This is a genomic window from Nesterenkonia xinjiangensis (genome assembly GCF_013410745.1).
Classification (GTDB): domain Bacteria; phylum Actinomycetota; class Actinomycetes; order Actinomycetales; family Micrococcaceae; genus Nesterenkonia; species Nesterenkonia xinjiangensis.
Map to the genome: position 1 here is coordinate 1697919 of NZ_JACCFY010000001.1, position 26754 is coordinate 1724672.

Here is a 26754-nt window from a genome sequence, read left to right on the forward strand (position 1 = left end):
AGGTTCTCTTCTGTGACCAAGACTCTCATCCCAGGCCTCGGGTGGACCCTGTACGGCGACGGCCGCACCATCCGTCCCGGTGACGTCGTCGCCCCTGACGAGCGGCTCAGCTGGGGCCGCACCACCGGCATCGGCATGCAGCACGTGGTGGCCATGTTCGGCGCCACCTTCCTGGTGCCGCTGATCACCGGCTTCCCTCCGGCCACCACTCTGCTCTTCTCGGGTTTGGGCACCATCCTGTTCCTGATCATCACCGCCGGACGCGTCCCCTCCTACCTGGGCTCCTCGTTCGCGTTCCTCGCCCCGGTGGGAGCCTCCATGGGGCAGTACGGGATGTCCGGGGCGCTGGGCGGCATCGTGATGACCGGTGCCGGGCTGTTCCTGGTGGGGCTCCTCGTCCACCTGGCCGGCACCCGATGGATCCAGGTGCTCATGCCTCCGGTGGTCACCGGTGCGATCGTGGCGCTCATCGGTCTCAACCTCGCTCCGGCGGCCTGGGACAACGTCAACGTCGAACCTGTCACGGCCACCGTGACCATCGTGTCGATGCTGCTCGCCGGAGTGCTCTTCCGGGGGCTGCTCGGCCGGCTGTCCATCCTGGTCGGCGTCGTCGTCGGCTATCTGGTGGCCTGGCTGCGCGGAGAGGTGGACTTCTCCGGCGTGGGCGAGGCCTCCTGGTTCGGGCTCCCCGACTTCACCGCCCCCACGTTCCACATCGGAGTGATCGGCCTGTTCCTGCCGGTGGTGCTGGTGCTGGTCGCCGAGAACGTCGGCCATGTGAAGTCCGTGGCGCTGATGACCCATCGGGACCTGGACCCGGTCACCGGCCGAGCGCTGATGGCCGACGGCGTGGCCACCATGTTCGCCGGCTCAGGCGGCGGCTCCGGGACCACCACCTATGCGGAGAACATCGGCGTCATGGCCTCCTCGCGCGTCTATTCCACCGCCGCATACTGGGTGGCCGGCCTCTTCGCCATCGCGCTCGGCCTGCTGCCCAAGGTCGGCGCGCTCATCGCCACGGTCCCCGCCGGGGTGCTCGGCGGCGCCGGCACGGTGCTCTACGGCATGATCGGCATCCTGGGCGTGCGCATCTGGGTGCAGAACCGGGTCGACTTCGCCAATCCCATCAACCTCGCGGTGGCCGGCGTGCCGCTGATCATCGCCGTCGCGAACTTCACCATGGTCTTCGGAGACATCGTCTTCGAAGGCATCGCCCTGGGCAGCTTCGCCGCTCTGGCCATCCATCACGGCATGAGCCTGATCGCGAGGCTGCGCGGCACGGATCCCGGAGCGCAGCGGGAAGCAGAGGGTGCCGAGGAGCAGGCGCTGAACTGACGTCTCAGCCCGCGTCGAGGCGAGCCGCGGCACGGTCCACCACGTCGCCGCGCAGCTCAGTCATCGAAGCGATCTGTGCGTTCGCGAGCTCGTCATCGGCGTCCGGACGGGAGGGCGCACCGGCATCGAAGGGCGGCTCCGGGTCATATTCCAGCTGCAGCTGGAGACGCTTGGCCACGTCATCGCCGTAGATCTCGGCGGTGAGCCGCAGCGCGAAGTCGATGCCGGCGGAGACGCCGGCCGCGGTGATCACATGGTCGTCGCGCACCACCCGTTCGGCGACCGGCGTCGCCCCCAGGCGCTCGAGCAGATGTAGGGAGCCCCAGTGGCTGGTGGCCCGCCGTCCGCGCAGCAGCCCGGCGGCGCCGAGAAGGAACGAGCCTGTGCACACGCCGGTGATCCACCGGGCCTCCGCCGCCTGGCGACGCAGGAAGTCCAGCATGACCTCATCCTCCAGCAGCTCGAAGGCACCGCGGCCCCCGGGCACGAACAGCACGTCGGCCTGCGGGGCGGCCTCCAGCGTGGTGGTCGGCAGGATGCTGAATCCGGCATCGGTGGGCACCGGCTCCTCGCGGTGCCAGGCCACATGCAGCTCGGCTCCGGGCATCTTGGAGAACACCTGGGCCGGGCCGGTGAAGTCCAGCTGGGTCACATGGGGGAACAGCAGTGCGACGATGCGGAAGGGATCACTCATGATGTCACCTCGACGAAGTGCTCGACACGGGGGAACGGGGCATAGAAGTCGTGCAGCAGGGCCTTCCACCGGGCATACTCCGGCGACCCGCGGAAACCTTCCGTATGGTGTTCCACGGTCTCCCAGCGCACCAGCAGCAGATACTCGTGCGGGGTCTCCCGCGAGCGGAGCAGCTCTAGGCCCAGGAAGCCGGCCATGCCGCTGATGAGCGGCCGCGCCTGACGGAAGGCGTCCTCGAAGTCCGCCTCCCGGCCGGGGAGCACCGGAAGGATCGCCTGCTCTGTGATCATGAGGTGAGCATGACATACCGCGAGGCTCCTCGGAAGAGCCGCTGAGGAGGAGAGATGCGCGACGGCACCCGGCCGGCGACCCTGATGGACCACCCCGCCGTCGTGCGTGTGGAGCGGCGGGCCGGTGAGATGTTCCTGGGCGCCCCGATGCAGGAGATCGCCGCTGACGAGGCGGTCTCCTGCGAGCAGTTCCGCGCCCTCGTCGACGACGATGCGGCATGGATCCACCGGCAGGGTGGGACAGTGGTCGGCTACCTGCTGGCCGAGCGCCTCGATGAGGCCGGGCATGTCGAACAGGTCTCCGTGGATCCGGCCTTCGCCGGGCGGCGCATCGGAGCCGACCTTCTCGACGCCGCCGCAAACTGGGCGGCGGGGCAGGGGCTGGCGATGCTGACGCTCACTACGTTCTCCGAGGTGCCGTGGAACGCGCCGTACTACGCCCGGCTCGGGTTCGAGGTGCTCCCGCAGGACCGATGGGGTCCCGAGCTCGCCACGCGGGTCCAGGAAGAGGTCTCCCACGGTCTGCATCGGTGGGCCCGGGTGACGATGGGACGGCCGACGTGAACCGTCGGCTCAGGGCCTCCATGCCGGATCGCGGCCGATGAACGCCATCAGCTGATCCTCCTCCGAGGCCTCGGGGCCCACGGGGACAGCGTGGCCGAAGTGCCCGGAGGCGCGCAGTGCATCCTCCGTACGGGCCATCCCGTCCAGCAGACGCCGGCACTCCTCCTCGTCGAGGCCGGACGGCCGTCCGAGTGCAGTGGCCAGGTCCCAGGTGTGCATGAGGACGTCGGAGGTGTAGAAGCGGTCCACCGCCTCGCGCAGCGGGAGGGTGCCCAGCTCGGGGTGGGTGAAGTCCCGTCCGGCGTCCTCGGCGTCGAGGAGGTGCTGCACCTCGTCCCGGTGGTGAAGCCAGGCCCCGTGCGGGTCGTGCAGCGGGGAAGCTCCCTGAGTGAGCATCACGCCGCCGGTGCGGAGGAACTCCGCCGACCATTCGACCAGGTGGCGGGGGATGTCCCGGGTGCGCCATTCCGGCACCGGCGTGGCGGCGTCCCAGTCGGTGACCGTGACGCTGACCTGAGTGAAGTCCTCAGCGATCTTGCGGTGTCGTGCGGCAGGGTCGGTGGGGATGCTCATGTCGGGTCTCCTCAGACTCCTCGGGCTTCCTCTGTGGCCAGGGTGGTTGACGGTGGCCTGAGTGTACCGCCGGGGCCGCAGGCCGAGGCAGGTCACGAGCCCCGACGTGAGCAGGGCGTTGTGGCGCGAGTGCGGTGGCCGCTGGTTTCCTGGGAGTTCGCCGGGAGCTGGTGACGGTGAAGCTTCCGCTCGGTAACCTGGGTGGTGTCCGCAGACATCGACGGAGAGGAGTCATGATGGGACTCGAGGACAAGTTCGACGCCGCGAAGGACCAGGTGTCCGGGCAGGCCAAGGAGACGGCCGGCAAGGCGACCGACGACAAGCGCACGGAGGCCGAGGGCAAGGCCCAGGGCCTCCAGGGCAAGGTCAAGGAGACCGTCGAGAACGTCAAGGACACAGCCGCCGACGCCAAGGAAGCGGCCAAAGGCGTCACTGACAACTTCAAGAAGTGAGACCTCTCCTCGGGGGCTGAGCCCCTGAGGTCCGTTCGACGCCGGGATCGCGATGCGGTCCCGGCGTCGTCGTGTCCAGAGGGAATGCGTCGTGGTTCGAGAAGAAAATCTTCCCCAGGGTGTTCACAACGTCGTGATTCCCTGTTATTGTTGAGCACGAAATTCCTGTGCCTCAGGATTCCACGAAAGGAGGGGGCGATCTTCATGGTGACCACAATGACTTCAGGTCAGGCCGGCACAACCAGCACTGCGGTGCACGGGTTCGTGATCGCGTACCCCCGTGGGATCTTTGACGGCGGTGCCCATCGAGGGTACTCCGCGCGATTCACGCGCGGCTGCTGAGTCGACGCACGTCAGGCCGCCCCGCAGGTGGGCCCCACGAGGTGACGCCACGGCGTCCACGAGGTGGCTGAAGCCCTGATGTGGTCGTATCGACTTCGCGGATCTGCACTGCTGCGGACTCTTCTTCACTGATTCTCCGATGCGCCGAGCTCTGCTCTGCGCCATGGTCGGCGCGCGCTGAATCGCGTCCTCCGTATCAGTTTTTGTTCTCACTCATCTTTACCGGGCACCCCTGTGCCCGGATATCTTCTGGAGATTCTTCTTGTCTGTCATCAATATCAATTCATTCAGTCAATCCCTCCTGCGGCGGGCCGCCCACTCGATCGGCGCCGCACTGGTGGAATGGGCTCAGCGGAGTGAGCGCCAGCGGGTGCGGCCGGCATCGCGGCTGAGTCCGCAGGAGCTCCACCGCCGTCACCTCGTCCGTCAGGAGGCCGAGCGCCGCAGGGACGAGGTGATCGTGCGGGCGCTGACCGGCCCGCGCCAGTTCTGATCGCGCCGCCGGGTCGATCCGCCTCTGTGCGGCGGCCCGGCGGCGTGGTGCCCCGCCCGGTCTCGCTCCGCTCAGTCCCGCTGCAGCGTCGCCGCCAGGGCGAGCAGCCGCTCCTCCGCACCGTGGCGGCCGATGATCTGCACTGACCAGCTCAGGCCGTCGTCACCGGTGAGCACGGGCACGTTGACGGCGGGCAGGCCCATCACGTTGACCACCGAGGAGTACGGGGTGAACCGACATTGCTGCACGTAGTCCTCGGCCGGGCCCAGGGAGGCGAACCATCCGACCTCCGGCGGGCGGAAGGCCAGCATCGGGGTGACCAGCACATCCCAGGGGTCCAGGCAGCTCTCGGCGTCCTCAGCGAAGGCCTGGAGGGTGCGCTGGGCCTGCTCCGTCTCGGACTGCGGTCGAGTGGAGGAGAGCTCCACGAAGTACCGGGTCAGCGGGGCCAGGAGCGAGAGCTGATCCTCGGTGAAGCCGATCTGCCCCAGGCGGGAGGTCCACAGTGCTTGGAAGTGCCGGTGATACCCCGTCGGCCAGATTCGGTCAGGGCTGGTGCCCTCCCTGCTCCCCTGCACCTGGTGTCCGAGCGCCTCGAGTCGGCTGATGGCCTCCTCCAGCGCCCGGACCGCGTCCTCCTCGAGCGTGATGTCCAGCTCCGGACTGAACGGCGACTCCGTGGTGACCCCCACCCGCAGCGGCTCCAGTCCGTCGTCCAGCGCCTCGCGCACGATCCGCATCGCCGGGCCCTCAGCCAGAGTCGGACCTGCCTGCGCCGCGCGTCGGCGCGCACGTCGGCCGCCCGGCCCTTCCGGGGCCCTGAACCGGTGCCCGGCCATGACGTCGAAGAGCAGCGCCGCGTCCTCCGCCGTCTCCGCGATCGGGCCGGAGACCACGAGGTCGCTCACCTGGTCGGAGACGACGTCATCGGGCAGCCGGCCGCGTCCGGGCTTCAGCCCCACCAAGCCGCAGGCCGCAGCCGGGATCCTCACCGAGCCGCCCCCGTCGCTGCCCGGAGCCAACGGCAGTATCCCTGCCGCCACGGCGGCGGCCCCGCCGCCCGTGGAGCCGCCCGAGATGCGCCGCGGATCCAGCGGATTCCGCGAGGGGCGGGCCAGGGAGTTCTCCGAATAGCAGGGCAGTCCGAACTCTGGGACCTGGGTCTTGCCCACGCTGACGGCTCCTGCGAAGTGCAGCCGCCGGGGCAGCGGATCGTCCCGGCCGGGAGTCTGCGGCGGAAGTGCCGCGGTGCCCCGTGTGGTGGGCATTCCGGCGACGTCGACCAGGTCCTTGAAGGCGGTCGGCAGGCCGAGCAGCGGGTGATGGGCCGAGAGCTCGCTCAGCCGCGCGGTCTGGCCGTGTCCGGCACCACGCACCAGCCCGCGCACCGTGTCGATCTCAGCGGCACGGGCGAGGGCGGCGTCGGGGTCCACATGGATGAAGGCGCCCAGCGAGGTGCCCGCCGCCGCTGCCGTCAGCGCGGTGGTCGTCAGCTCCACCGCAGAGACGTCGCCGAGGAGGAACGCGGTCCGCCACTGGGCGGCGGTCGCGGCCCGGAAATCCGTCATCGAGGTGTCCGTGGTGTGGGCCTGATCGGGGGCGGGAGGATCGGCGCGGTGGGTCATGACGCCACCCTAAGCGCATCCCGGCGATGGCCGCACGGGCCGGTGCTCACCCGTCCTGCCGTGTCTCGGATGGTGGGCCTGCGCCGTCGTCGGCCACCGTCGCCGGCGAGGAGCCGGTAGTCTCAGCCGGAGCAGCCAGACTGCACCTGGACCCCGTCCCCGTCTCCTGGGAGGTAGCGATGTCGGACTTCGAGACCATCCGTGCCGCCGACGTGCCCGAGGGCGCCCACCTGCTGGACGTCCGTGAAGGCTACGAGTTCTCCGCCGGCCATGCCCCCGGGGCGCTGCACATCCCCGTGAATGAGGTCCCCGCCCGCTTCGAGGGCGAGCTGGACCCGGACGAGGACTATCACGTGATCTGCCGTACCGGCGGCCGATCGGTGCAGATCACCCAGTGGCTCACCGCACAGGGCTACTCGGCGGTCTTCGTCGCCGACGGCATGGACGGCTGGATCGAGGCCGGTCGCACGCTGGAGGCCGACGGTGGAGAGGAGCCCCGGATCCTGTGACCCAGTCACCCGCACCCCTGCCTTTCACCCGCTACGCCTACCTGGGGCCGGCCGGCACCTTCACCGAGGCTGCCCTGCTGCAGATGCCTGGCGTCGAGACCGCGGAGAAGGTGCCTGCCTCCTCGGTGCTCTCCGCGCTGACCATGGTGGAGGAGGGCACTGTCGACGCCGCCATGGTGCCCATCGAGAACTCCGTGGAGGGTGGGGTGACCGCCACCCTCGACGCCGTCTCGGTGGCCCACCAGCTGCACATCGTGGCTGAGGCGCTGGTGCCCATCACCTTCGTGGTGGCCTCCCGCGCGCCCACCACGTTGAGCCGCATCCGCTCGCTGACCACCCACACCCACGCCTGGGCCCAGGTCCGCCGATGGGCCGAGGTCTCCGTCCCCCACGCCGAGTTCATCCCCGCCTCCTCCACCGCGGCCGGGGCGCAGGCGCTGCTCAGGGATGACCCTGCGGCCGATGCCTCGATCTGCGCCCCGCTGGTCGCCGAGCAGCTGGGGCTGCATGTGGTCGCCCGTGGCGTGGAGGACGTCCCGGGAGCGGTGACCCGGTTCGTGCTGGTCTCCAGGCCCGGTCCGATCCCGGAGCCCACCGGCGCGGACAAGACCGCCATCATGATTCCGCTGCCCGAGGATCGGGCCGGGGCGCTGATGGAGCTGCTGGAGCACTTCTCCACGCGAGGGGTGAACCTGTGCCGCATCGAGTCCCGTCCCACCGGAGACGGGCTCGGACAGTACTTCTTCTCCATCGACCTGGAGGGCCATATCGATGAGGCCCGGGTGGCCGACGCGCTCGCCGGAGTGCATCGGATCTCTCCGAAGATCCGCTTCCTGGGCTCCTACCCGCGGGCCGACCGGCGCCCCCAGCAGATCACCTCGGAGGTCAGCGACGCCGCGTTCTCCGCCGCGCGCACCTGGATCGAGGCGCTGCGCCGCCGATGAGCCGCACCTGCGGACGGTTCAGGGGTTCGGGCCGTCGGCCTCGTGAAGCTCGCTCCGGCGCTCCCAGTCCTCAGCCGGGTCCACCTCGAAACGTCCCGATTCGATCCACGGGGCCCCGGTCACACCGTTGACGATCAGCGAGGAGGGCCGGACGCGGGCTTCGACGGCGACGACCTCCCCGACGGCGTCGCCGTCGATCTGGAAGGGCAGCGGCTCCGCCATGGTCAGGGTGCTGACCCGTGCCTGCCGCACGGTCATCACCGGAATGTCCGCGGTGAAGCGGGTGACGGTCTTGGCCACGATCTTCGCCCAGTCCCATGCATGGCGCGGGGTGAACAGCACCGCGTCGAGCCGGCCGTCGTCGAACCGTGCCGAAGGCACCAGGATCATGCCGGCCTGGAGCATTCCGCAGTTGGCCAGAAGCACCGAGCGGACCCGGTGGGTCTCCGGCTCGGCGTCGTCGACGGCGACGGTGATGCTGCGTCGGCGGCCCATCACATGGCGCATGCCGGCCTCTCCGTAGGCCAGCCAGCCGGCGCGCTGCTTGAGTGCTTCGCGGGTGTCACCCATGACCTCGGCGTCGAGCCCGCCGCCGGCGATGACCAGCGAGTTCTCCTTGTCCGTGGTGCCGTCGGCGCGGTGCAGGGCGAGGTCCAGGGTGTCCACCCGGTGGGAGAGGCCGTGCAGCGACTCGTCCACGCAGGCGTGAAGATCCTGGTAGGGCAGACCGATGTTGCGGGCGAAGAGATTGCCGGTGCCCATCGGGATGATGCCCAGCGCGACGTCGGTGCCGGTCAGTTCGGCCGCCACGGCGCGGACCGTGCCGTCTCCGCCGGCGGCGATGACCACGTCGGCGCCCCTGCTCACCGCGTCGGCGGCCATCTGGTGGCCGGGATCCGATGCGGTGGTGGCCAGCAGCAGCGGCGCCTGCATTCCCGCGCGGGAGCAGGCGGAGTGCACCAGACGGACGACTTCGTCGGCCTCGGCCTTGGTCGGGTTGACCACCAGGGCGACCTGCCGCTCGGCGCGCGTCGGGAGGCCGTGGTCGGCGTCGTGCTGGACTCGGTCCTGGAGGCGGCCGATCTCGGCGATCTCCTCCTGGAGGCGGCGAGTGGTGACCAGGGCACGGATGATCACCACCAGGGCGATGACGTGCACCAGGGCGGAGACGATCAGCAGGGTAAACAGCAGCTCGAGGCTCACCACGCCAGTCTAGCCAGCAATCGACCAGCCGTTAGGCTAGACCCGTGATCGACATCAAGGACCTCATCGACAACCCCGACGTCTACAGGGCCAGCCAGCGCGCGCGGCAGGCCGACGAATCCGTGGTGGACCAGCTGATCTCCGCACAGCAGTCCCGGAACGAGGCGATCGCCCGGTTCGAGTCCCTGCGCGCCGAGCAGAAGGCCTTCGGCAAGAGGGTCGCCCAGGCCCAGGGCGAGGAGAAGCAGCGGCTGCTGGCTGAGGTCAAGGACCTGTCCACGCAGGTGAAGGCCGCCGAGGCAGCCAGCGGCGAGGCCGACGAGGCGCTCCGTTCGCTGCAGCGTCGGGTGCCCAACCTGATCCATCAGGGCGTCCCCTCCGGGGGCGAGGACGACTTCGTCGTGCTGCGCGAGGAGGGCTCCCCGCGAGACTTCACCGGCGAGGGCTTCGAGCCCCAGGATCATCTGGCGCTGGCAGAGGGTCTGGACGCCGTGGACATGGAACGTGGGGCGAAGGTCTCGGGTGCCCGCTTCTACTTCCTCAAGGGGTACGGAGCCCGCCTGGAGCTGGCCATCATGCAGATGGGGCTGGACAAGGCGCTCGGCGAGGGCTTCACCCCGATGATCACCCCCACGCTGGTGCGCCCCGAGACCATGCAGGGCACCGGCTTCGACGTCGAGCACGACGAGGAGATCTACCGCCTCGAGCGGGACGACCTCTACCTGGTGGGCACCTCGGAGGTGGCGATCGCCGGCTACCACGCCGACGAGATCATGGACCTCACCGACGGGCCCGTCCGTTACGCCGGCTGGTCCTCCTGCTACCGGCGTGAGGCCGGCTCGCACGGCAAGGACACCCGCGGGATCCTGCGGGTGCACCAGTTCAACAAGTTGGAGATGTTCATCTACTGCGCCCTGGAGGACGCCGAGGCGGAGCACCGTCGTCTGCTCGGCTGGGAGGAGGAGATGCTGAAGGCCCTCGAACTGCCCTACCGGGTGGTGGACATCGCCGCCGGGGACCTCGGGCTCTCTGCGGCGCGGAAGTTCGACTGCGAAGCGTGGGTCCCCACCCAGGGCACCTACCGGGAGCTGACCTCGACCTCGGACTGCGGCAGCTTCCAGGCGCGTCGGCTCAACATCCGGGAGCGCACGGTCAAGGAGGACGGCTCCAAGGGCCCCACCCGCCCGGTCGCGACCCTCAACGGGACCCTGGCCACCACGCGTTGGCTGGTGGCGATCCTGGAGAACCACCAGCAGGCCGACGGGTCCGTGCAGGTACCTGAGGCGCTTCGCCCGTACCTGGGCGGACTCGAGGTGCTCGAGCCGGTCCGCTGACTGACGTGACCCCCCCCAGGACTGCTGCCGGCTCGCCCCAGGACTGTTGCCGGCTCCTCGGGGGGATGCGGCGATCTGCTACTTCACCGCACCCTGGGTGACCCCGGAGAGCACCCAGCGCTGCGTGAAGACGAAGACGAGGATCGACGGCGCCAGCGCCATCAGATATGAGGCGAAGGAGACGTGGTAGTTGCTGCTGAACTGGCTCTGGAAGAGCTGGTTCACCACGGGCAGCGTCTGCAGCGAGGGATCCGAGATGATCATCGACGGCATCATGAAGTCGTTCCAAGAGAACAGGAAGGCGAAGATGCCCACGGTCGCGCTCATCGGGGCGAGCACCGGGAAGATGATCCTCCAGAAGGTCTGCCAGGTGCTGGCGCCGTCGATGCGGGCCGCCTCCTCCAGGGCGGGGGGCATGTTGCGCAAGAAGGTGGTCAGCAGCAGCACGTTGAAGCCCAGATGGAACATGATGTGCAGGATGCCGACGCCGAGCGGCGTGTCCAGGCCCACCATTCCGCTGAGCTTGATCTGTGAGAGTGCGAGCACCGGGAAGGGCAGGAACATCGCCGCCAGGATGTAGAAGAAGGCGAACCTGAAGAACCTGCGCTCCCAGTTGGCGTAGATCGAATAGGCGGCCATGGTGCTGATCAGCACGGCGCCCGCGACGGCGATCGCCGAGACGAACACCGAGATGGCGAAGCTGACCGGAAAGTCGGTCAGCCGCCATGCTTCGACGAAGCCCTCGATGCTGACCGGACTGGGCAGGGTGAACGCCTGCCCCTGGACCGCTTGGGAACCGGTCTTGAAGGCCATGGACACGGTGACGAAGAACGGCACCAGGACGGTCAGTGTGCAGACGACCAGCAGGATCGTCAGGGGGAGGTTGAACTTTCTCCGAGGCCGGATGAGCGGCCGAGAGCGTCTGGTGGGGACGGTGCTGGAGGTCGAGGTGAGGTCAGGAGTGGACATGATCACTTCTCCTTTCGGCGCATCAGGCGCAGCTGGACGAGGGCGATGGCCAGGGTGATGAGGAAGAAGATGGTGGCCGTGGCCATCTGGTAGGCGTAGTCGCCGTCCGTGAACCCGGAGAAGATCGTCATCGCCACGGTGCGCGTGGAGGTGCCCGGACCGCCGTCGGTCAGGCCGACGATGATGTCGTAGGCGTTCAGGAAGTTCTTGAAGGTCAGGATCACGTTGATGACGATGTAGCCCGTCATGAGCGGGACGGTGATCGTCAGCAGCTGCTTCCACGGCCCGGCCCCGTCGATGGAGGAGGCCTCATAGACGTCGTGGGGGATGGCCACCAGGCCGGCGATGTAGATCAGCATGGTGCCGGGGATGGCCTGCCAGGCGGTGACGATGACGATCGAGATCCAGGCGAGGTCCGAGTCGGCGAGGATGCTCGACTCCAGCGGACCGAATCCGACGGCCTGGGCCGCCGCCGGCAGCGAGCGGGCGAACAGGAACTGGAAGACGAAGGCGATGATGATCGGGGAGACCACCATCGGGATCACGAAGATGGTCCGCAGCACCACGCGGCCTCGGATCTGCGAGGTCAGACCGACGGCGAGCAGGAAGGCGATGACGTTGGTCACCACCACCGTCACGGCGGAGAACCCGAGGGTGAAGCCGAAGGACCACATGATCGCAGGATCCGTGAACATCAGCTGGTAGTTGGCCAGCCCGACGAAGTCCCAGTCTCCGTAGCCGACGGAGTTGGTGAAGCTGAAGAAGATGCCCATCACTGCCGGCAGCGCGATGCACAGGGTGAAGACGATCAGGGTGGGCAGCAGGAACAGCCAGTGCGTCCGGTCGGGTCCCCGCTTGCGGGTCGGGGCGGGCCGGGCCGGGGCGGCGGACTTCGTGGCGTCGGAGGTGGTGAGAGACATGATGCTCCTTGATCAGTCGGCCGGTCAGCTGCGCTTGGCCAGGCGGGCCCAGTCGGCGTCGAGCGTGCTGAGCATGTTCTCGAGATCTGCCCCGAAGACGAGATCCTGGCAGTAGCTTTCGAAGGGGATGGTGAGCGGGATGCCCTGGGACACTCCCTGGTAGATGGCGCCGCGGTCGACATAGGGCTGCATCTCGGCGATGCGTTCATCGGTGACGTCCGGGGCGTCTGTGCGCACTCCGAAACCGAGCGCGTGATCGTTGTACGCGTCCTGAATCTCTGGGCGGGCGAGAAACTGGAGCAGCTCGCGGGCTTCCTCCTGGTTTCTGGAGCCCTCGGGGATCCAGAGTGCGAGGTCCAGATTGACGCGGACCTTGTTGTCGGCGGGGTCCTCCGTCATGGGCAGCGGGAAGGTGCCGACTGCCAGATCAGGATTGATCTGCCCGACCTCGATGAGGGCCCAGGGCCCTTGGAAGTACATCGCTGCCTCGCCGCTGGCGAAGGCGTTGTTTCCATCGCCGTAGTTGCGTCCTCGGGCATCGCCCTGCGTGTACTGTGCGATCTCGAGCATCTTCTCCAGCGGTTCGCGCAGGACCTTGCTGAAGGACACCGGGGAGTCGGGGCCGACATCCGGGCCCTGGGCGCGCAGCTGCTCGAAGAAGTCGATGACGTCGACCATCCCGCCGACCGCATAGTCGACCAGGCCCTGCTTGACGGTCCAGGCGTCGCCATAGGTGCCGTAGACGGGTGTGACGTCGGCCGCCTCGAACGTCTCGCAGGCGTCGATGAACTCGCTGTAGGTGGTCGGCACCTCCACGCCGTGCTCGTCAAAGATCTCCTTGTTGTAGATGACTGAGGCGGCCATCATCGAGTACGGCAGCACCGAGGTGCGCCCCTCGTACTGCGGGTAGATCTCGACCTGTTCCATCACAGGATCGGCGATCGCCTGCGTCTCGGGCAGGTCAGAGAGGTCGCTCAGCTCGCCGCGCCCCACGAATCGGGCCATCTCGTAGTTGTAGAGCTGCAGTGCGAGATCCGGCGGTGAGCTGCGCACGAACATGCCGTTGAGGGTGCCCTCGCTGGTGTCGTGGATCGGGCGGATGCCCGGGAACTCCTCGCGGAAGTCTTGCAGCAGGCCCCCGACGTAGGGGATGACCTCGCGTTTGGTCTGGTAGAAGCGGAGCTCGGTGGCCTCACCGCGGCCGCCGGTGCACCCGACGAGGGAGAGTGCGGCGAGCCCCGCGGTTCCGGCGATGAGACTCCGCCGTGACACCGATGCTGGGGGTGCGCCCATGCTGGCCTCCTGGGGGTGGGTCGGTGAAGAGGTCGGTCGACATGGTGTGCAGTGACCTGCACCACATCATGCAATGCGTAAATTTAGCATGTAAATATAGGCGCGTCTATAATTCTGGCGTGAACGACGTCTCAGAACTTCAAGCCATCGCGGGTCAGGCCTCACAGCGCACGGTCAATGCCCGGCGCCTGCTCGACGTCGCATGGACCGGGGAGCCGCTGACTGCCACCGAGTTCATGGAGAAGACGGGCCTCACCCGAGCCACGGTGCTCTCCGTCTGCCGGGAGCTCGTCGAGGCCGGCTGGTTCCAGAAGGTGGCAGACGCCCGGGCCGCCGGCCGATACGCCAAAGGGCGCCCTGCGCTGCGCCATGCCTTCCGACCCGACGTCGCGCTGGTCGTGGCATGTGACGCCGACGAGGACCTGTTCACCGTCGCGGTGGCTGACCTGCACGGCGTGGAGCTGACGCGGGTCAGTCGGGATGTCAGTGCGATGCGGGGGGCCCTGGATCGACGCCAGACGTTGGAGCGACTCGTGGACGAGGCGCTGGAGGAGGCGGATGTGGCCTCGGGGCGCATCGCCGCCGTCGTCATCGGTGTTCCCGCTCCGGTGGATCCGGAGGGGGAGTCGCCCCCTCCGGATGACGCCGAGGATTATTGGCCCGCCATGAATCCGGGCCTGGCCACCCTGTTCGAGGAGCGCGGCTGGACGGTGCGGCTCGACAACGATGCGAACCTTGGCGCGCTCTGTGAGGCCTCCGACGGCATGGGTGTCGGCGTCCGCTCCTTCGCGACCCTGCTCTCCGCCGAGCGGTTCGGTGCGGGCATCGTGGTGGACGGCCGGCTGCTGCGCGGCACGCGCGGCGGTGTCGGAGAGATGCGCGTCCTGGACATGGTCATGGGGGTCGAGGCTCCTCACGGCCTGGCGCGCCGTGCGCGCTGGGAGCTGCGACGGCTGGCGCGGGAGGGTGAGCTCACCGGTGAGCTGGCCGAGCTTCCGGAGGACGAGCGCGGCGCGGAGGCGGTCTTCAGCGCGGCGGAGCGGGGTGATGCCACCGCACTGCAGGTCGTGGACGCGCTCGCCGGGCGCCTGGCCCCGGTGGTCCAGCTGCTCTCCGGGCTCCTGGACCTGGATCGGATCATCATCGCCGGGGCCTTCGCCTCCTCGGCGGAGCCGGTGCTGCGGCGCACCCGGGAGATCCTGAGCCGGAATCCGACACAGCGGTGGGCCGAGCTTGTCCCCTCCCAGCATGGTGCTGACGTCGTGCTGCGCGGCGCCATCTCGGCGGCGATCGCCGACGTGCGCGACGGAGCTCTGCTGGAGTCGAGCGCCGACGGCTGAGGGCCACCCTTTCTTTTGTTCTCTGAAGAGGCAATAATGCCTGTGAGTCGTATCACGTCAGAGAGGGCTTCATCATGCAGGCATCACGGATCACCACCATCGGCGCGACGACGGCGCTGCTGCTCGGCCTGACGGCCTGCGGCGGGGGAGGGGGAGGCTCTGAGCCCAATGCGTGGGTGCTCAACGGCGGAGTCTGGCCTGTCGTGGAGGAAGACCTCGAGGCGTGGAGTGACGAGAATCCCGACCAGGCCATCACTGTGGACAGCTTCGCGAACGACGTCTACAAGGAGCGCATCCGCACCGCCGTCGGCTCCGGGGAGGCGCCCACGCTCATCGCCGGCTGGACCGGCGGCACCTTGCTGGAGTACGTCGAGCACGACTACGTCGTCGATCTCACTGACTCCACCGAGCAGCTGCGCGAGCGGCTCATCGACTCCGTGGTCGCCAACGGAGAGGTCGACGGCAGCATCTACGCGGTGCCGATGAACAACGTCCAGCCGGTGGTCCTCTACGTCAATCAGGCCGTCTTCGACGAGGCGGGCGTCGAGGTTCCCACCGACTGGGACGAGCTGCTCACCGCCGTCGAGAGTCTCAACGAGGCCGGAGTCCACCCGTTCGCCCTCGCCGGCGGTTCCCGCTGGCCGATGCTGATGTGGGCCTCGTATCTCACGGATCGGATCGGCGGCCCGGAGGTCTTCGACGCCGTCGTCGCCGGAGAGCCGGACGCATGGTCCCATCCGGCGATCATCGAGGCGATGGAGAAGGTTCAGGAGCTGGTCGAGGCGGACGCCTTCGACCCCGGCTTCGCCTCGGTGGTGGCGGATCAGAACGAAGATGCACAGATGCTCGCCGACGGCCGAGCCGCGATGGTGCTGCAGGGTTCGTGGGTCTATTCACGCATGCTCGAGGACGTCCCGGACTTCGCCGCCTCCGACGACTTCAGGTTCACGACCTTCCCGGAGATCTCCGGAGGCGAGGGTGACCCTGCGAACATCGTGGGCAATCCGGCGAACTTCTGGTCGGTCTCCGCTGACGCCTCGGACGAGGAGCAGCAGGCCGGGATCGACTACCTCAGCGAGCACCTGTTCAACGACACCTCCGTGGACGCCATGCTGGAGACGGGCAACATCCCGCCGCTCGAGGGCCTGGACGAGAAGATCGCCGAGACGGACGACGAGGAGTTCCTCGGCTTCGCCTATGACGCCGTTCGCGAGGCGCCGAACTTCCAGCTCTCCTGGGACCAGGCGGTGGACCCCAGTCAGGAGCAGGTGCTGCTGGAGAACCTCGAGCTGGTCTTCCTCGGGCAGATCACTCCGGAGGAATTCGCGGAGAACATGGACGCCACCCAGCCGGAGTGAAGTTCGCGGATCCGTGACGCTCAGTCGTCGCCGTGCACGCGGTCGGCCACGGCCTCCAGGTGGATGCGCAGTGCATAGCGCATCTGCTCGGGGTCTCCGGATTCGAAGGCGGTCAGCACGGCCGCATGCTCGGCCAGCGCCTCGTCGAGGTCCAGCTCTCCGTGGTCCACAGTCTGGCGCAGTCGCTGCACGTGGGCGCTGAGCGATTCACTGGTCTGCAGCAGGTAGCGGTTCCCCGCCGCTTCAAGGATCACGCGGTGGAAGTCGCGGTCTGCGGCCATGTACTCCCGCAGGTCCTCGAAGTCCTCCGGCGCCGCGCCTGCCGCGTCGGCGTCGTCGCGCCGGGTGCGCAGGGCGCGCACCCGGTCTGCGGTGCGCACGTGCCGTGCGTGGGCGGCGCGGAGCCGCGGCAGCAGGGCCTCCCAGGAGCTGGCTGCACGCTCGACGGCGGCCATCTCCACGATCATCCGCATCTCGAAGAGCTCGCGGAGCTGCTCGCCGGTCAGCTGCGGCGCCACGCGATACCCCTTCAGCGCGACCCGGGTCACCAGGCCGGTGTGCTCCAGCTGCACCAGGGCCTCACGCACCGGAGTGGGGGAGACGTTCAGGTCGCGGGCCAGTGCATCGATGCTCATCGAGCTTCCCGCCGGGGCCGATCCGTCCAGGATCCGATCGAACAGGGCGCTGTAGACCTCGTCGCGCAGGGCGCGCCGGGCCACCGGCGGTCGGGAGTCGGTGCCAGGTGCCGAGGCCCCTGGGGTCTGGAGGCTGGAGGAGTTGCTCATCGTCTGGTGATCCTAGCGGGTCGGCGTCGTCCCCTGGCGGCACTTCCTATTTCCTATAGGATATGCCACGATGTGGCGCAGACCATAGGACCCAGCTCACATCGCTTCGGTCCACCCTTCGTCTCGGCAGAGAGGACTCCATGCCCGCCGACACCCCGCCCTCCGTCCCGCACACTGCGCAGAACTGGCCCATCGCCGGCAACATGCTCGCCTTCGGGCCCACCGGTCCGGACGGAGAGCCGGTGTCGGAGGCGCCGACGTCCTACTGGGCCGACTGCCTGGCCCAGATGCGCGACCTCGGCTTCTCCCACATCGATCCCACCGACGCCTGGCTGCCGCTGCACCGGCTCACGGACGCCCGGCTCGAGGAGTTCACGCAGGTGCTCGCCGACCACGACCTGCAGATCCCCTCGATCTCCATGACCCGCAACTCCGTGGTCGACGCCCAGCACGGGGAGCGGAACCTCGCCGACGCCCACCGGCTGATCGACATCGCCCCCGAGTTCGGTGCCACCATCGTCAACACCGGCTTCATGCAGGCCTTCACCCCTGCCCAGGCCGACGCCCTCTGGTTCTGGCTCGCCGAGGGACACGTGGACGACCCGGCACTGCGCCCCCTGGCCGTCGAACGCATCCGCGAGCTCGGGGACCATGCCCAGGCCAACGGCATTCAGCTCAGCCTGGAGATGTACGAGGACACCTTCATCGGAACCCCCGACGAGGCGGTCGCCTTCATCCGCGACGTCGACCACGCCGCCGTCGGGCTGAACCCCGACCTGGGCAACCTGGTGCGCCTGCACCGTCCTGTGGAGGACCCCGACGCGATGTTCGAGAAGGTCCTTCCGCACACCAACTTCTGGCACATCAAGAACTACTCCCGGGACTTCGACCCCGCCACCGGGGCCTACGCAACCGTGCCCCTGCCGCTCAAGCACGGCTACATCAACTACCGGCGCATCATCCGCCGGGCGCTGGAGCTCGGCTTCACCGGACCCTTCTGCTGCGAGCACTACGGCTCCGACTCGATCGGCGTCTGCGCCGAGAACCGCGACTACATCCGCCAGGTGCTGGGTTCCGCGACGCCGGCCCGCACCTCACCCATCTCAGAGGAGAACCCCGCATGACCACGATCACCACCGTCACCGTCGTCGGCGCAGGCTACATGGGCGGAGGCATCGCCCAGTGCATGGCTCTGGCCGGACTCGACGTGCAGATCGTCGACGTCGACCCCGAGACCACCGCCCGAGGCCTGGAGCGCCTGCTTCGCGAGGCCCAGGAGTTCGAGGATCAGGGCCTCTACCCCGCCGGCTCCACCGAGACGATCCGCGCCCACCTGCGCGCCGGGACCAGCTTCGAGGACTCCGTCGGCCGCGCCGACTTCATCGAGGAGGCCGTCTTCGAGGCTCCGGAGGTCAAGCAGGAGGTGCTCGGCAGGATCTCCCAGCACGCCCGCGAGGACGCCGTCATCGGCACCAACACCTCCACGATCCCCGTCCACGTGCTCGCCCCGCATGTGAAGAATCCCGAGCGGTTCCTCACCGTCCACTTCTCCAACCCCGCGCCCTTCATCCCCGGGGTCGAGCTGGTCTCCGGCGAGGCCACCGAGCAGTGGGCCGTCGACGCCGTCCGGGAGCTGCTGCCGCGCATCGGCAAGGAGGGCGCCGAGGTCGCCGACGTGCCCGGCATGGTGCTCAACCGGCTGCAGTACGCCTTGCTGAAGGAGGCCGTCTCCGTGGTGGAGGAGGGCGTGGCCACCCCCGAGGCGGTGGACACCATCGTGCGCACCACCTTCGGCTTCCGGCTGGGCTTCTTCGGTCCCTTCGCCATCGCGGACCAGGCCGGGCTCGACGTCTACGCGAAGTGCTTCCGTATCGTCGAGGAGGCCTTCGGGGAGCGTCTGGCCACTCCCAAGATGCTGCAGGAAACCGTCGATGCCGGCCGCCACGGGGTCAAGAACGGCAAGGGCTGGACCGGCGACTTCGACGAGAAGACCGCCGCCGAGCTGATCGCCTACCGGAACAAGGCCTACGCCCGCATGGGGGAGCTGCTGCGCGAGCTCGGCCCGGCCCCGCGAGGCACCGCGCCTGCCGACCCCGCCGCCCAGCAGGCCTGAGGAAACACCCATGGATGAGATGACACTGGCCGTGGAGCATCCCACCTGGGCGCTGCTGCTCATCGCGGCGGCCTCGATCGCGGTGCTGATGCTGCTGATCGTCAAGGTCAGGCTGCACGCCTTCTTCGCGCTGATCATCGTCTCCCTGCTCACCGCCCTGGTGGCCGGGATCGGGGTCGGCGATGTGCTCGACGTCGTCGTCGGCGGGTTCTCCACCACCGTGGGCAACGTGGCGCTGCTCATCGGCTTCGGCGCCGTGCTGGGCCGGCTCGTGGAGGCCTCCGGCGGCGCCCAGGTCCTCGCCGAGAAGATGCTGCGGACGTTCGGGGAGCGGAAGGCCCCGCTGGCGCTCGCCGTGGCCTCGCTGTTCTACGCGTTCCCGATCTTCCTCGACGCCGGCTTCATCGTGATGCTGCCGATCATCTACACGGTGGCCCGCCGACTCGGCGGCAGCTTCATGCTCTATGTGCTGCCCTCCATCGGGGCGTTCCTGATGATGCACGCGCTCACCCCGCCCCATCCGGGCCCGACGGCGGCGGCCACCGTGATGGGTGCCGACGTCGGCACCGTCCTGGTGGTCGCACTGCTCGTGGGCCTGCCGACCTGGTATCTGGCCGGCTACCGGCTGGGCCTGGTCCTGGCCAAGCGTTACCCCGACTACCCGGTGCCGAACCTCTTCGGGGAGCCGGAGGTCAAAGAGAAGGACGAGCTGCCGGCCTTCGGCATCGTGGTCTTCTGCTTGGTGCTGCCGCTGGTGCTGATCTTCTTCAACACGCTCTCCACCACTTTGGAGGCCGACGGCACGCTCAGCGACGAGAGCGCGGTCTTCGCGCTCTCCCAGCTGATCGGTCCGACTCCGGTGGCGCTGCTGATCTCCTCTCTGGTGGCGATGTACCTGCTCTACATCCGGCCGCGTCGCGGGAGAGGCGAGTCCGTGGGCTCCGCGCTGTCCGACCTCACCGACAACGCCTTGGCCCCGGTCTGCTCGATCATCCTCATCACCGGCGCCGGCGGCGCCTTCGGGGCCGTGCTGACGGCCACAGGCATCGGCGAGTCCATCGCCGGGGGCCTCGACGCCATGGGCCTGCCGGTCATCCTCGCCGGGTTCCTGGTGGCCGTGGCCATCCGGGTGGCCCAGGGCTCGGCCACCGTCGCCGCCACCACAGCCGGCTCGATCATGGCGCCCGGCGTGGCGTCCCTCGGCCTGGACGGCTTCGCGCTGGCCACCGTCGTGGTCGCCATCGTCGCCGGCTCGATCACCTGCTCCCACTTCAACGACTCCGGCTTCTGGCTGGTCGGCCGGTTCTGCGGTTTCGACACGATGACCACGCTGAAGACCTGGTCGGTCATCGGCACCGCGATCGGCGTCATGGCCTTCCTGCTCAGCTGGGTGACTTATGCGCTGGTCACCTGAGCTGGTCACCTGATCCGGACCCTGCACGAGAGAACTTGAGACGAGGACACCTGATGACTCACCTGATCAATGCTCCATCGGCCTTCGCGGCCGAGGCCCTGGCGGGTTTCGTCGCCGCCCACCCCGACCATGTGATGCCGGTCCATGGAGGGGCGGTCCGTGCCCGGCAGACCCCGCAGGGCCAGCCCGCCCTGGTGATCGGGGGCGGATCCGGCCACTACCCGGCCTTCGCCGGATGGGTGGGCCCGGGCATGGGTCACGGGGCTCCCTGTGGGAACATCTTCGCCTCCCCCTCGGCCTCGCAGGTGCACGCGGTGGCCCGCAACGCGGACAACGGGGGAGGTGTGATCCTGGGCTTCGGGAACTACGCCGGGGACGTGCTCCACTTCGGCGCCGCGGCGGAGAAGCTCCGCGCCGAGGGCGTCGACGTGCGCATCGTCGCAGTCACCGACGACGTCGCCTCCGGGCCTGTCGACCAGCGGCTCACCCGGCGCGGCATCGCCGGGGACCTGCCGGTCTTCAAGATCACCGGCGCGGCCATCGAGGCCGGGGCTGATCTGGACGAGGCCGAGCGCATCGCCCGCAAGGCCAACGACGCCACCCGCTCCCTGGGCGTGGCCTTCGACGGCTGCACCCTCCCCGGGGCCGAGGAGGCGCTGTTCCACGTGGAGCCCGGAACCATGGGCGTGGGGCTGGGCATCCACGGCGAACCCGGGGTGGAGGACCGCCCGCTGGGCACCGCCGACGAGGTCGCCGACCTGCTGGTCGACGGGCTGCTCGCCGAGCTGCCCGAGCAGCACACCGGCCGCGTGGCGATGCTCCTCAACGGGCTGGGCACGGTGAAGTACGAAGAGCTTTTCGTGGTGCACGGCCGGGTCGCCGAGCGCCTGGACGACGCCGGACTCACCGTGGTCCGCCCCGAGGTGGGCGAGTTCGTCACCAGCTTGGACATGTCCGGGCTCTCGCTGACCCTGGTGCTGCTGGACGAGGAGCTCGAACGCCACTGGCTCGCCCCGGTGGACACCCCCGCGTACCGCCGCGGTGGCGCCGTCGTCGGCCCCAGTGCCGAGGCCCCCGCCCGCACGGACCTCTATGCACCCGGGGCGGAGGAGATCCCGGCCGCCGCCGCCGAGTCCCAGGCCTGTGCCGGGGAGGCGCTGCGGCTGCTGGAGAGCTTCGAGGCCACCTGCGCCGCCCATGAGGAGGAGCTGGGCCGCATGGACGCCGTCGCCGGTGACGGTGACCACGGGCAGGGCATGCGGCTGGGCACCGGCGGTGCAGTGACCGCCGCCCGCCGGGCGCACGAGGGCGGCGCCGGGGTGCGCACCCTGCTGGTGCATGCTGGATCCGCTTGGGCCGAGTCCGCCGGCGGCACCTCGGGGGCCCTGTGGGGTGCCGCGCTGACCGCCGCCGGAGGGGCGCTGCGTGACGACGCCGCCCCGAGCGACGCCGAGATCGTGGAGGCCCTCGGCGCCGCGGTCGCCGCCGTGGCCCGGTTGGGCGGAGCACAGCCCGGCGACAAGACCATGATGGACGCCGCCGCCCCCTACGCGCAGGCCCTCGCCGAGACGTTCGCGCGCGACGCCGACCTCGGGTCCGCCGCGCAGCAGGCCGCCTCGACCGCACACCAGGCCGCCGCCGCCACCGCCGATCTCACCGCGCGCCTGGGTCGTTCCCGAGTGTTGGGAGAGAAGTCCCGGGGCACTCCGGACCCGGGGGCGGTCTCCTTCGGGATGCTCGCTGCCGACGTCGCCGCCCGTCTGGGTGCGCGCTGATGGGGATCGGGACGACGTCGTCATGCTGGATCGGCACCAGCTGGAAGATGACCAAGACCCTCGCCGAGGCCCGCGACTACGCCGGAGGGCTGGCCGAGGCGATCCTCGACCGGCCGGAGCTGGCCGGGTCCGTGCAGGCCTTCATCATCCCACCGCACACTGCCCTCGCCGTCGTCGCCGAGGAGCTGCGCGGGGTGGGGGAGCGACGCGGTGTCGAGACGCAGGTGATCCTGGGCGCGCAGAACGCCCACTGGGAGGAGTCCGGCGCCTGGACCGGTGAGATCTCCGTGCCGCAGGCCGCCGACGCCGGAGCCCGGCTGGTCGAGATCGGTCACTCCGAGCGGCGCGAGCACTTCGGCGAAACTGTGGAGACCACCCGGCTGAAGGTCCGGACCGTGCTGGACCACGGGCTGCGGCCGCTGCTGTGCGTCGGCGAGCCCCGCGAGGTCCGTGAGGCCGGGGAGGCCGAGGAGTTCATCCTCGCCCAGGCCCGCGGTGCGCTCGCCGGCCTGGACTCCGCCCAGCTGGCTCGGGTGCTGCTGGCCTATGAGCCGATCTGGGCCATCGGCGAGCAGGGTCGGCCCGCCACAGTGGAGGAGCTCGCCGAACCCTTCGCCGCGCTGGAGCGGGTCTACGGCGCCCAGGTGGAGGCGGTGCTCTACGGCGGCTCGGTGAACCAGGACAATGCGGCTGAGCTGCTGGAGATCCCCGGGGTGGACGGACTGTTCGTCGGCCGCGCGGCCTGGGGGCTGGACGGGTATCTGGAGCTGCTGGAGACGGGGGCCTCCCATGTTCGCGGCGCCCATGGCAGGCTGAGGCAATGACCTCGACGCTGAGACTTGATGACCTGCTCGAGCCCGACTCCACGCTGCGCCAGGTCGGCGACGGCGCCACCTGGTCCGAAGGGCCCTGCTGGGTGCCCGACGCCGGCGTCGTGCGCTGGTCCGACATCCCTGGTGACCGCATCCTGCAGTATGACCCGGGCACCGGAGAGACCACCGTCCATCGCGACGGCGTGGAGTTCACCAACGGCCGCACCCTGCGGCCCGACGGCGCAGTGGTGCAGTGCTCCCACGGCCTCCGGCGGGTGGAGGTCGAAGTCGCCGGGGAGGAGGGTGCCGTGGTCACCCCGGTCGTGGAGCGCTGGGCGGAGGGCCGCTTCAACTCGCCCAACGACGTCGTCGTCGCCTCCGACGGGGCCGTCTGGTTCACGGACCCGCCGTACGGGATCGTCAACCCGGAGGAGGGCCACCCCGGCGAGATGGAGTACGGCGGCTGCCATGTGTTCCGGGTGGACCCGGACACCGGGGAGGCCGAGCCGATGATCACCGACATGGGTGACCCCAACGGGCTGGCGTTCTCCCCGGACGAGTCCGTGCTCTACGTCAGCGACACCCTGGCCGCCCGGAAGCCGGGGGAGGGGAACCCGCATCACGTGCGCGCCTACCCGGTGATCCGCGACGGCGGCGCGGCCCGGACCGGCCGCGCGGTGCGGTGCGGGCAGGGGCGGACGCTCTTCGAGATCGCCGACGGCGTCCCAGACGGGATCCGCGTGGACGAGGCCGGCCGGATCTGGAGCTCCGCCGGGGACGGAGTGCACCTGTACTCGCCCGACGGCGAGCATCTGGGGCATCTGCCGGTCCCCGAGGTGGTGGCGAACCTGTGCTTCGGCGGTCCTGACGGGATGGACCTGTACATCGCGGCCACGAGTGGGCTCTATCACCAGCGAGTGAGAGTCCGCGACGCCGCCTGGCGCGGCTGAACGCATGCTGTTCGGAATCCTGGCCGCGCTCTGCGGCGGCGCCCTGGTGATCCACCAGACCCTGCGCCTGGCGCGCGCCAATCCTGCCGAGCGACTGCCCTGGATCGGCTATCCCACACACAAGCCCACAGGCGTCGTCGTGCTGACCGGGGCAGGCGGGGCACTCATAGGAGGCGGAGCGACCCACGCCAGTTTCTCCTTCCATCCGATCATCATCCCGGCGCTGTTCCTGCTCCTGGCCGGACCAGCCTTTCTGATCTCCTGGCAGCACAACCGGCAGGTCGGCGTCGGAGGGGCGTCCGAGTGAGCGGTGAGGACATCATGCGCGACGACGTCCTCGCCACCGTCGAGGCCGAATACCGAGCCGACCCGCTGAGTGAGATCGCCTGGGACGACCCGTATCCGCAGCGGATGCTGCCCGGATCGGAAGCGCCCGAGGACGCCTATTCGAGGGTCAGCGAGCCCGCACGGTACCGCATCCTGGGGGCGAGGGCCCGTGCCTGGGAACGTGCCCTGGAGCGTCTCGGCCTAGGTCATACAGAGTCGGCCACCCTGCCGACGTCGTGGACCTTCCAGCCGGAGCATCCGCGGGCGCGCGCCGTCGTGCCTCGGCGGGCGGATGCCCAGCCGCTGGTCCTGGTGGACGGCGCCCTGGAGGGCGTGGCGGGGACCGTCGTCGCCGTCGGGATGGGTGATCCTCGCGGCGGCTCCGAGCCGGTGCTGCTGGACTGGGTGCCGGACTGCGGCTGCGACGCCTGCGACTCCGGTTCTGTGGATCTGCTCGAAGCGCTTGATCAGGAGATCCTCACCGTGGTCGGCGGGGCGCTGCACGTCAGCGGCGGGCGGGGTAGGCGCCGCTGGGTCGCCTGGACCACGCCCGAGGGGCACCGCGCCAGCGGGCTCGGGATTCCGCGAGACCTCAGCCGGGTCCTCGACGACGCCCGGGCCGGGCGCGCTCGGCGAGGGTGCGAGGTGCTGCGCGGCGAGCCCTGGTGGGGCGGCTGAATGACCCTCTCCTCTGAAGATCGTCTCTCTATTGCGGATCGTCGCTGAATCCAGAGACGATCCGCAATAGAGAGACGATCTGCGGTGGGTGCCGGTTCTGCCTCCGAGAGCATCGGATTCCGTGCCCCATTGTGAGAGCGCGATCCTTCGCGCCGACGGTCGCCGCCTGCTCCATCTCCTGCCCCGTCTCCTGCTGTGACCTGTGGCGCTTGACACCCTCTTGTGCGCTATTTAGTCTTGCGGAAAGACGAAATAGGGATCACTCCCGGGAGGCGCCCTCTGCGGCGTCCGTCGAGGCACCAGCGACACTCTCCCGGCCCTGCACCACCTCGCACCGTTGAGAAAGGACCACCCATGACCCACAGACCTCCGATCCGCATCGCCACCGCCGGCGTCGCGGTCACCTCCCTGCTGGCCCTGTCCGCCTGCGGAGGCGGCGACGACGCCGCCGATGCCGACGCCTGGATCCTCACCGGCGGCGGCTGGCCCACCATCGACGAGGACCTCGAGCGCTGGAACGAACAGGCCGAGGACGGCCAGCAGATCTCCGTCGAGGAGTTCGAGAACGACGCCTACAAGGAGCGCATCCGCACCGTGGTCGGCTCCGGTGAGGCACCCACCCTGATCATGTCGTGGACGGGCGGCGCGCTGAACGAGTACGTCGCCCAGGACCGCGTGGTGGACCTCACCGACGAGGTCGGCGAGCTCGAGTCCCGGATCCACGAGTCTGTCTGGCAGAACGGGGAGGTCGAGGGCGCCCAGTACGCGGTGCCGATGAACGATGTCCAGCCTGTGGTCATGTACTACAACCAGGAGCTCTTCGACCAGGTCGACCTCGAGGTACCGCAGGACTGGTCCGACGTCGAAGAGGCCATCGAGGTCTTCAACGAGAATGACATCACCCCGTTCTCCGTGGCAGGCGGCTCTGTCTGGCCGGCGCTGATGTGGCTGCAGTACCTCACCGACCGCCACGGCGGTGAGGAGGTCTTCCAGACCGTCGTCGACGGCGAGGCCGGAGCCTGGAGCGACGAGTCCATCCTGTTCGCCCTGGAGACCATCCAGGAGCTGGCCACTGAGGGCGGCTTCGATGCCGACACCTTCACCGGTGTGGACGCCGGCCAGAACGAGGACGCCCGCCTGCTCGCCGACGGCGAGGCCGCCATGCTGCTGCAGGGCTCCTGGGTCTACGCCACCGTGCACTCGGACTTCCCCGACTTCGCGGAGTCCGGCGACTTCGGCTTCGCCGAGTTCCCCGTCCTGGAGGACGGCGCCGGGGATCCCAGCAACATCGTGGGCAACCCGGCCAACTTCTGGTCGGTCTCCGCCGACTCCTCCGAGGAGGAGCAGCAGGTCGCCCTCGACTACATCACCGAGCACCTCTACAACGAGGAGACTGTGCAGACCATGGTCGAAGGCGGCGGCCTGCCCCCGCTGAACGACATCGACGACGTCATCGCCGAGACCGAGGACGCCGACTTCCTGCAGTTCGCCGATGAGCTCGTCGCCGGGGCGAACCACTTCCAGCTCTCCTGGGACCAGGCGGTGGCCCCTGAGGTCGCCCAGCCGCTGATGGAGAACCTGGAGAACATCCTCCTGGGGACCATCACCCCCGAGGAGTTCGCCGAGAACATGAACGCCTACCAGGACTGAGCCCGAGAGCAC

27 protein-coding genes are annotated in these 26754 nt (G+C 69.2%); 18 read left to right on the top strand and 9 right to left on the bottom strand.

Annotation, left to right across the window (positions count from 1 at the left end; translation table 11 throughout):
- The first annotated feature begins 12 nt into the window (after positions 1-12).
- Entirely contained in the window at positions 13-1335 is a 1323-nt protein-coding gene (locus HNR09_RS07740; protein WP_179541510.1) for a solute carrier family 23 protein, read from the top strand.
- 4 nt (positions 1336-1339) lie between these two features.
- Here the strand turns inward: HNR09_RS07740 and HNR09_RS07745 are convergent, their stop codons facing one another.
- Positions 1340-2029 (bottom strand): DJ-1/PfpI family protein, encoded by a 690-nt coding sequence (locus HNR09_RS07745; protein WP_179541511.1) that lies wholly within the window; start codon positions 2027-2029, stop codon positions 1340-1342.
- Positions 2026-2319 carry an antibiotic biosynthesis monooxygenase family protein gene (locus tag HNR09_RS07750; protein WP_179541512.1) on the bottom strand — a complete coding sequence of 98 codons (294 nt, stop codon included), beginning with the start codon at positions 2317-2319 and terminating at the stop codon, positions 2026-2028. The genes HNR09_RS07745 and HNR09_RS07750 overlap by 4 nt, the downstream gene beginning before the upstream one ends.
- A 54-nt stretch (positions 2320-2373) precedes the next feature.
- On the opposite strand from HNR09_RS07750, the gene HNR09_RS07755 reads away from it, so the two are divergent.
- Entirely contained in the window at positions 2374-2883 is a 510-nt protein-coding gene (locus HNR09_RS07755; protein ID WP_218881902.1) for a GNAT family N-acetyltransferase, read from the top strand.
- A gap of 9 nt (positions 2884-2892) precedes the next feature.
- Here HNR09_RS07755 and HNR09_RS07760 read toward each other — a convergent pair whose 3' ends face one another.
- Complete coding sequence (locus tag HNR09_RS07760) at positions 2893-3456, bottom strand: DinB family protein (RefSeq protein ID WP_179541513.1); 564 nt, start codon at positions 3454-3456, stop codon at positions 2893-2895.
- Between the two features lie 233 nt (positions 3457-3689).
- On the opposite strand from HNR09_RS07760, the gene HNR09_RS07765 reads away from it, so the two are divergent.
- Complete coding sequence (locus HNR09_RS07765) at positions 3690-3908, top strand: CsbD family protein (RefSeq protein ID WP_281366342.1); 219 nt, start codon at positions 3690-3692, stop codon at positions 3906-3908.
- A 604-nt stretch (positions 3909-4512) separates the two neighbouring features.
- Positions 4513-4743: a hypothetical protein gene (locus tag HNR09_RS07770; RefSeq protein ID WP_179541514.1), complete on the top strand. Its 231-nt coding sequence runs from the start codon at positions 4513-4515 to the stop codon at positions 4741-4743.
- Positions 4744-4814: 71 nt separating this feature from the next.
- Here the strand turns inward: HNR09_RS07770 and HNR09_RS07775 are convergent, their stop codons facing one another.
- Positions 4815-6368, bottom strand: coding sequence for an amidase (locus HNR09_RS07775; protein WP_179541515.1), 1554 nt, complete (start codon positions 6366-6368; stop codon positions 4815-4817).
- Between the two features lie 179 nt (positions 6369-6547).
- On the opposite strand from HNR09_RS07775, the gene HNR09_RS07780 reads away from it, so the two are divergent.
- Both HNR09_RS07780 and pheA read left to right on the top strand, forming a co-directional pair.
- Complete coding sequence (locus HNR09_RS07780) at positions 6548-6877, top strand: rhodanese-like domain-containing protein (protein WP_179541516.1); 330 nt, start codon at positions 6548-6550, stop codon at positions 6875-6877.
- Positions 6874-7821: a prephenate dehydratase gene (gene pheA / locus HNR09_RS07785; RefSeq protein ID WP_343047485.1), complete on the top strand. Its 948-nt coding sequence runs from the start codon at positions 6874-6876 to the stop codon at positions 7819-7821. The genes HNR09_RS07780 and pheA overlap by 4 nt, the downstream gene beginning before the upstream one ends.
- 18 nt (positions 7822-7839) lie before the next feature.
- Here pheA and HNR09_RS07790 read toward each other — a convergent pair whose 3' ends face one another.
- Positions 7840-9024, bottom strand: a complete 1185-nt coding sequence (locus HNR09_RS07790; RefSeq protein ID WP_179541517.1) for a diacylglycerol kinase family protein — start codon at positions 9022-9024, stop codon at positions 7840-7842.
- Between the two features lie 44 nt (positions 9025-9068).
- Here HNR09_RS07790 and serS point away from each other — a divergent pair, with 44 nt between their 5' ends.
- Positions 9069-10358, top strand: a complete 1290-nt coding sequence (serS, locus tag HNR09_RS07795) for a serine--tRNA ligase (RefSeq protein ID WP_179541518.1) — start codon at positions 9069-9071, stop codon at positions 10356-10358.
- Between the two features lie 78 nt (positions 10359-10436).
- Here the strand turns inward: serS and HNR09_RS07800 are convergent, their stop codons facing one another.
- Genes HNR09_RS07800 through HNR09_RS07810 form a run of 3 tightly spaced genes read right to left on the bottom strand, consistent with a single transcriptional unit; the run spans position 10437 to position 13540 of the window.
- On the bottom strand, positions 10437-11327 hold the full coding sequence (locus HNR09_RS07800; RefSeq protein WP_179541519.1) for a carbohydrate ABC transporter permease: 891 nt from the start codon (positions 11325-11327) through the stop codon (positions 10437-10439).
- 2 nt (positions 11328-11329) lie between these two features.
- Complete coding sequence (locus tag HNR09_RS07805; protein WP_179541520.1) at positions 11330-12247, bottom strand: carbohydrate ABC transporter permease; 918 nt, start codon at positions 12245-12247, stop codon at positions 11330-11332.
- 24 nt (positions 12248-12271) lie between these two features.
- Positions 12272-13540, bottom strand: coding sequence for an ABC transporter substrate-binding protein (locus HNR09_RS07810; protein ID WP_179541521.1), 1269 nt, complete (start codon positions 13538-13540; stop codon positions 12272-12274).
- 119 nt (positions 13541-13659) lie between these two features.
- On the opposite strand from HNR09_RS07810, the gene HNR09_RS07815 reads away from it, so the two are divergent.
- Positions 13660-14880 carry an ROK family protein gene (locus HNR09_RS07815; RefSeq protein ID WP_179541522.1) on the top strand — a complete coding sequence of 407 codons (1221 nt, stop codon included), beginning with the start codon at positions 13660-13662 and terminating at the stop codon, positions 14878-14880.
- Between the two features lie 74 nt (positions 14881-14954).
- Entirely contained in the window at positions 14955-16238 is a 1284-nt protein-coding gene (locus HNR09_RS07820) for an extracellular solute-binding protein (protein ID WP_179541523.1), read from the top strand.
- Between the two features lie 20 nt (positions 16239-16258).
- Here the strand turns inward: HNR09_RS07820 and HNR09_RS07825 are convergent, their stop codons facing one another.
- Positions 16259-17023, bottom strand: a complete 765-nt coding sequence (locus HNR09_RS07825) for a GntR family transcriptional regulator (RefSeq protein WP_179541524.1) — start codon at positions 17021-17023, stop codon at positions 16259-16261.
- A 140-nt stretch (positions 17024-17163) separates the two neighbouring features.
- Between HNR09_RS07825 and HNR09_RS07830 the strand changes: the two genes are divergently transcribed.
- From HNR09_RS07830 to HNR09_RS07870, 9 genes are all read left to right on the top strand, one after another.
- On the top strand, positions 17164-18147 hold the full coding sequence (locus HNR09_RS07830) for a sugar phosphate isomerase/epimerase family protein (RefSeq protein WP_179541525.1): 984 nt from the start codon (positions 17164-17166) through the stop codon (positions 18145-18147).
- Entirely contained in the window at positions 18144-19136 is a 993-nt protein-coding gene (locus tag HNR09_RS07835) for a 3-hydroxyacyl-CoA dehydrogenase family protein (RefSeq protein ID WP_179541526.1), read from the top strand. The genes HNR09_RS07830 and HNR09_RS07835 overlap by 4 nt, the downstream gene beginning before the upstream one ends.
- A gap of 10 nt (positions 19137-19146) precedes the next feature.
- A complete protein-coding gene (locus HNR09_RS07840; protein WP_179541527.1) occupies positions 19147-20550 on the top strand; it encodes a GntP family permease in 1404 nt (467 codons plus the stop codon).
- A 53-nt stretch (positions 20551-20603) separates the two neighbouring features.
- Positions 20604-22325 (top strand): dihydroxyacetone kinase family protein, encoded by a 1722-nt coding sequence (locus HNR09_RS07845; RefSeq protein ID WP_179541528.1) that lies wholly within the window; start codon positions 20604-20606, stop codon positions 22323-22325.
- Positions 22326-22372: 47 nt separating this feature from the next.
- Entirely contained in the window at positions 22373-23149 is a 777-nt protein-coding gene (locus tag HNR09_RS07850; RefSeq protein ID WP_378937883.1) for a triose-phosphate isomerase, read from the top strand.
- Positions 23146-24087 (top strand): SMP-30/gluconolactonase/LRE family protein, encoded by a 942-nt coding sequence (locus tag HNR09_RS07855; protein WP_179541530.1) that lies wholly within the window; start codon positions 23146-23148, stop codon positions 24085-24087. Before HNR09_RS07850 ends, HNR09_RS07855 begins: the two co-directional genes overlap by 4 nt.
- 4 nt (positions 24088-24091) lie before the next feature.
- Positions 24092-24394 carry a hypothetical protein gene (locus tag HNR09_RS07860; RefSeq protein WP_179541531.1) on the top strand — a complete coding sequence of 101 codons (303 nt, stop codon included), beginning with the start codon at positions 24092-24094 and terminating at the stop codon, positions 24392-24394.
- Positions 24391-25092 (top strand): DUF6226 family protein, encoded by a 702-nt coding sequence (locus tag HNR09_RS07865; RefSeq protein WP_179541532.1) that lies wholly within the window; start codon positions 24391-24393, stop codon positions 25090-25092. Before HNR09_RS07860 ends, HNR09_RS07865 begins: the two co-directional genes overlap by 4 nt.
- Before the next feature lie 354 nt (positions 25093-25446).
- Positions 25447-26742 carry an extracellular solute-binding protein gene (locus HNR09_RS07870; protein ID WP_179541533.1) on the top strand — a complete coding sequence of 432 codons (1296 nt, stop codon included), beginning with the start codon at positions 25447-25449 and terminating at the stop codon, positions 26740-26742.
- The last annotated feature ends 12 nt before the right edge of the window (positions 26743-26754 follow it).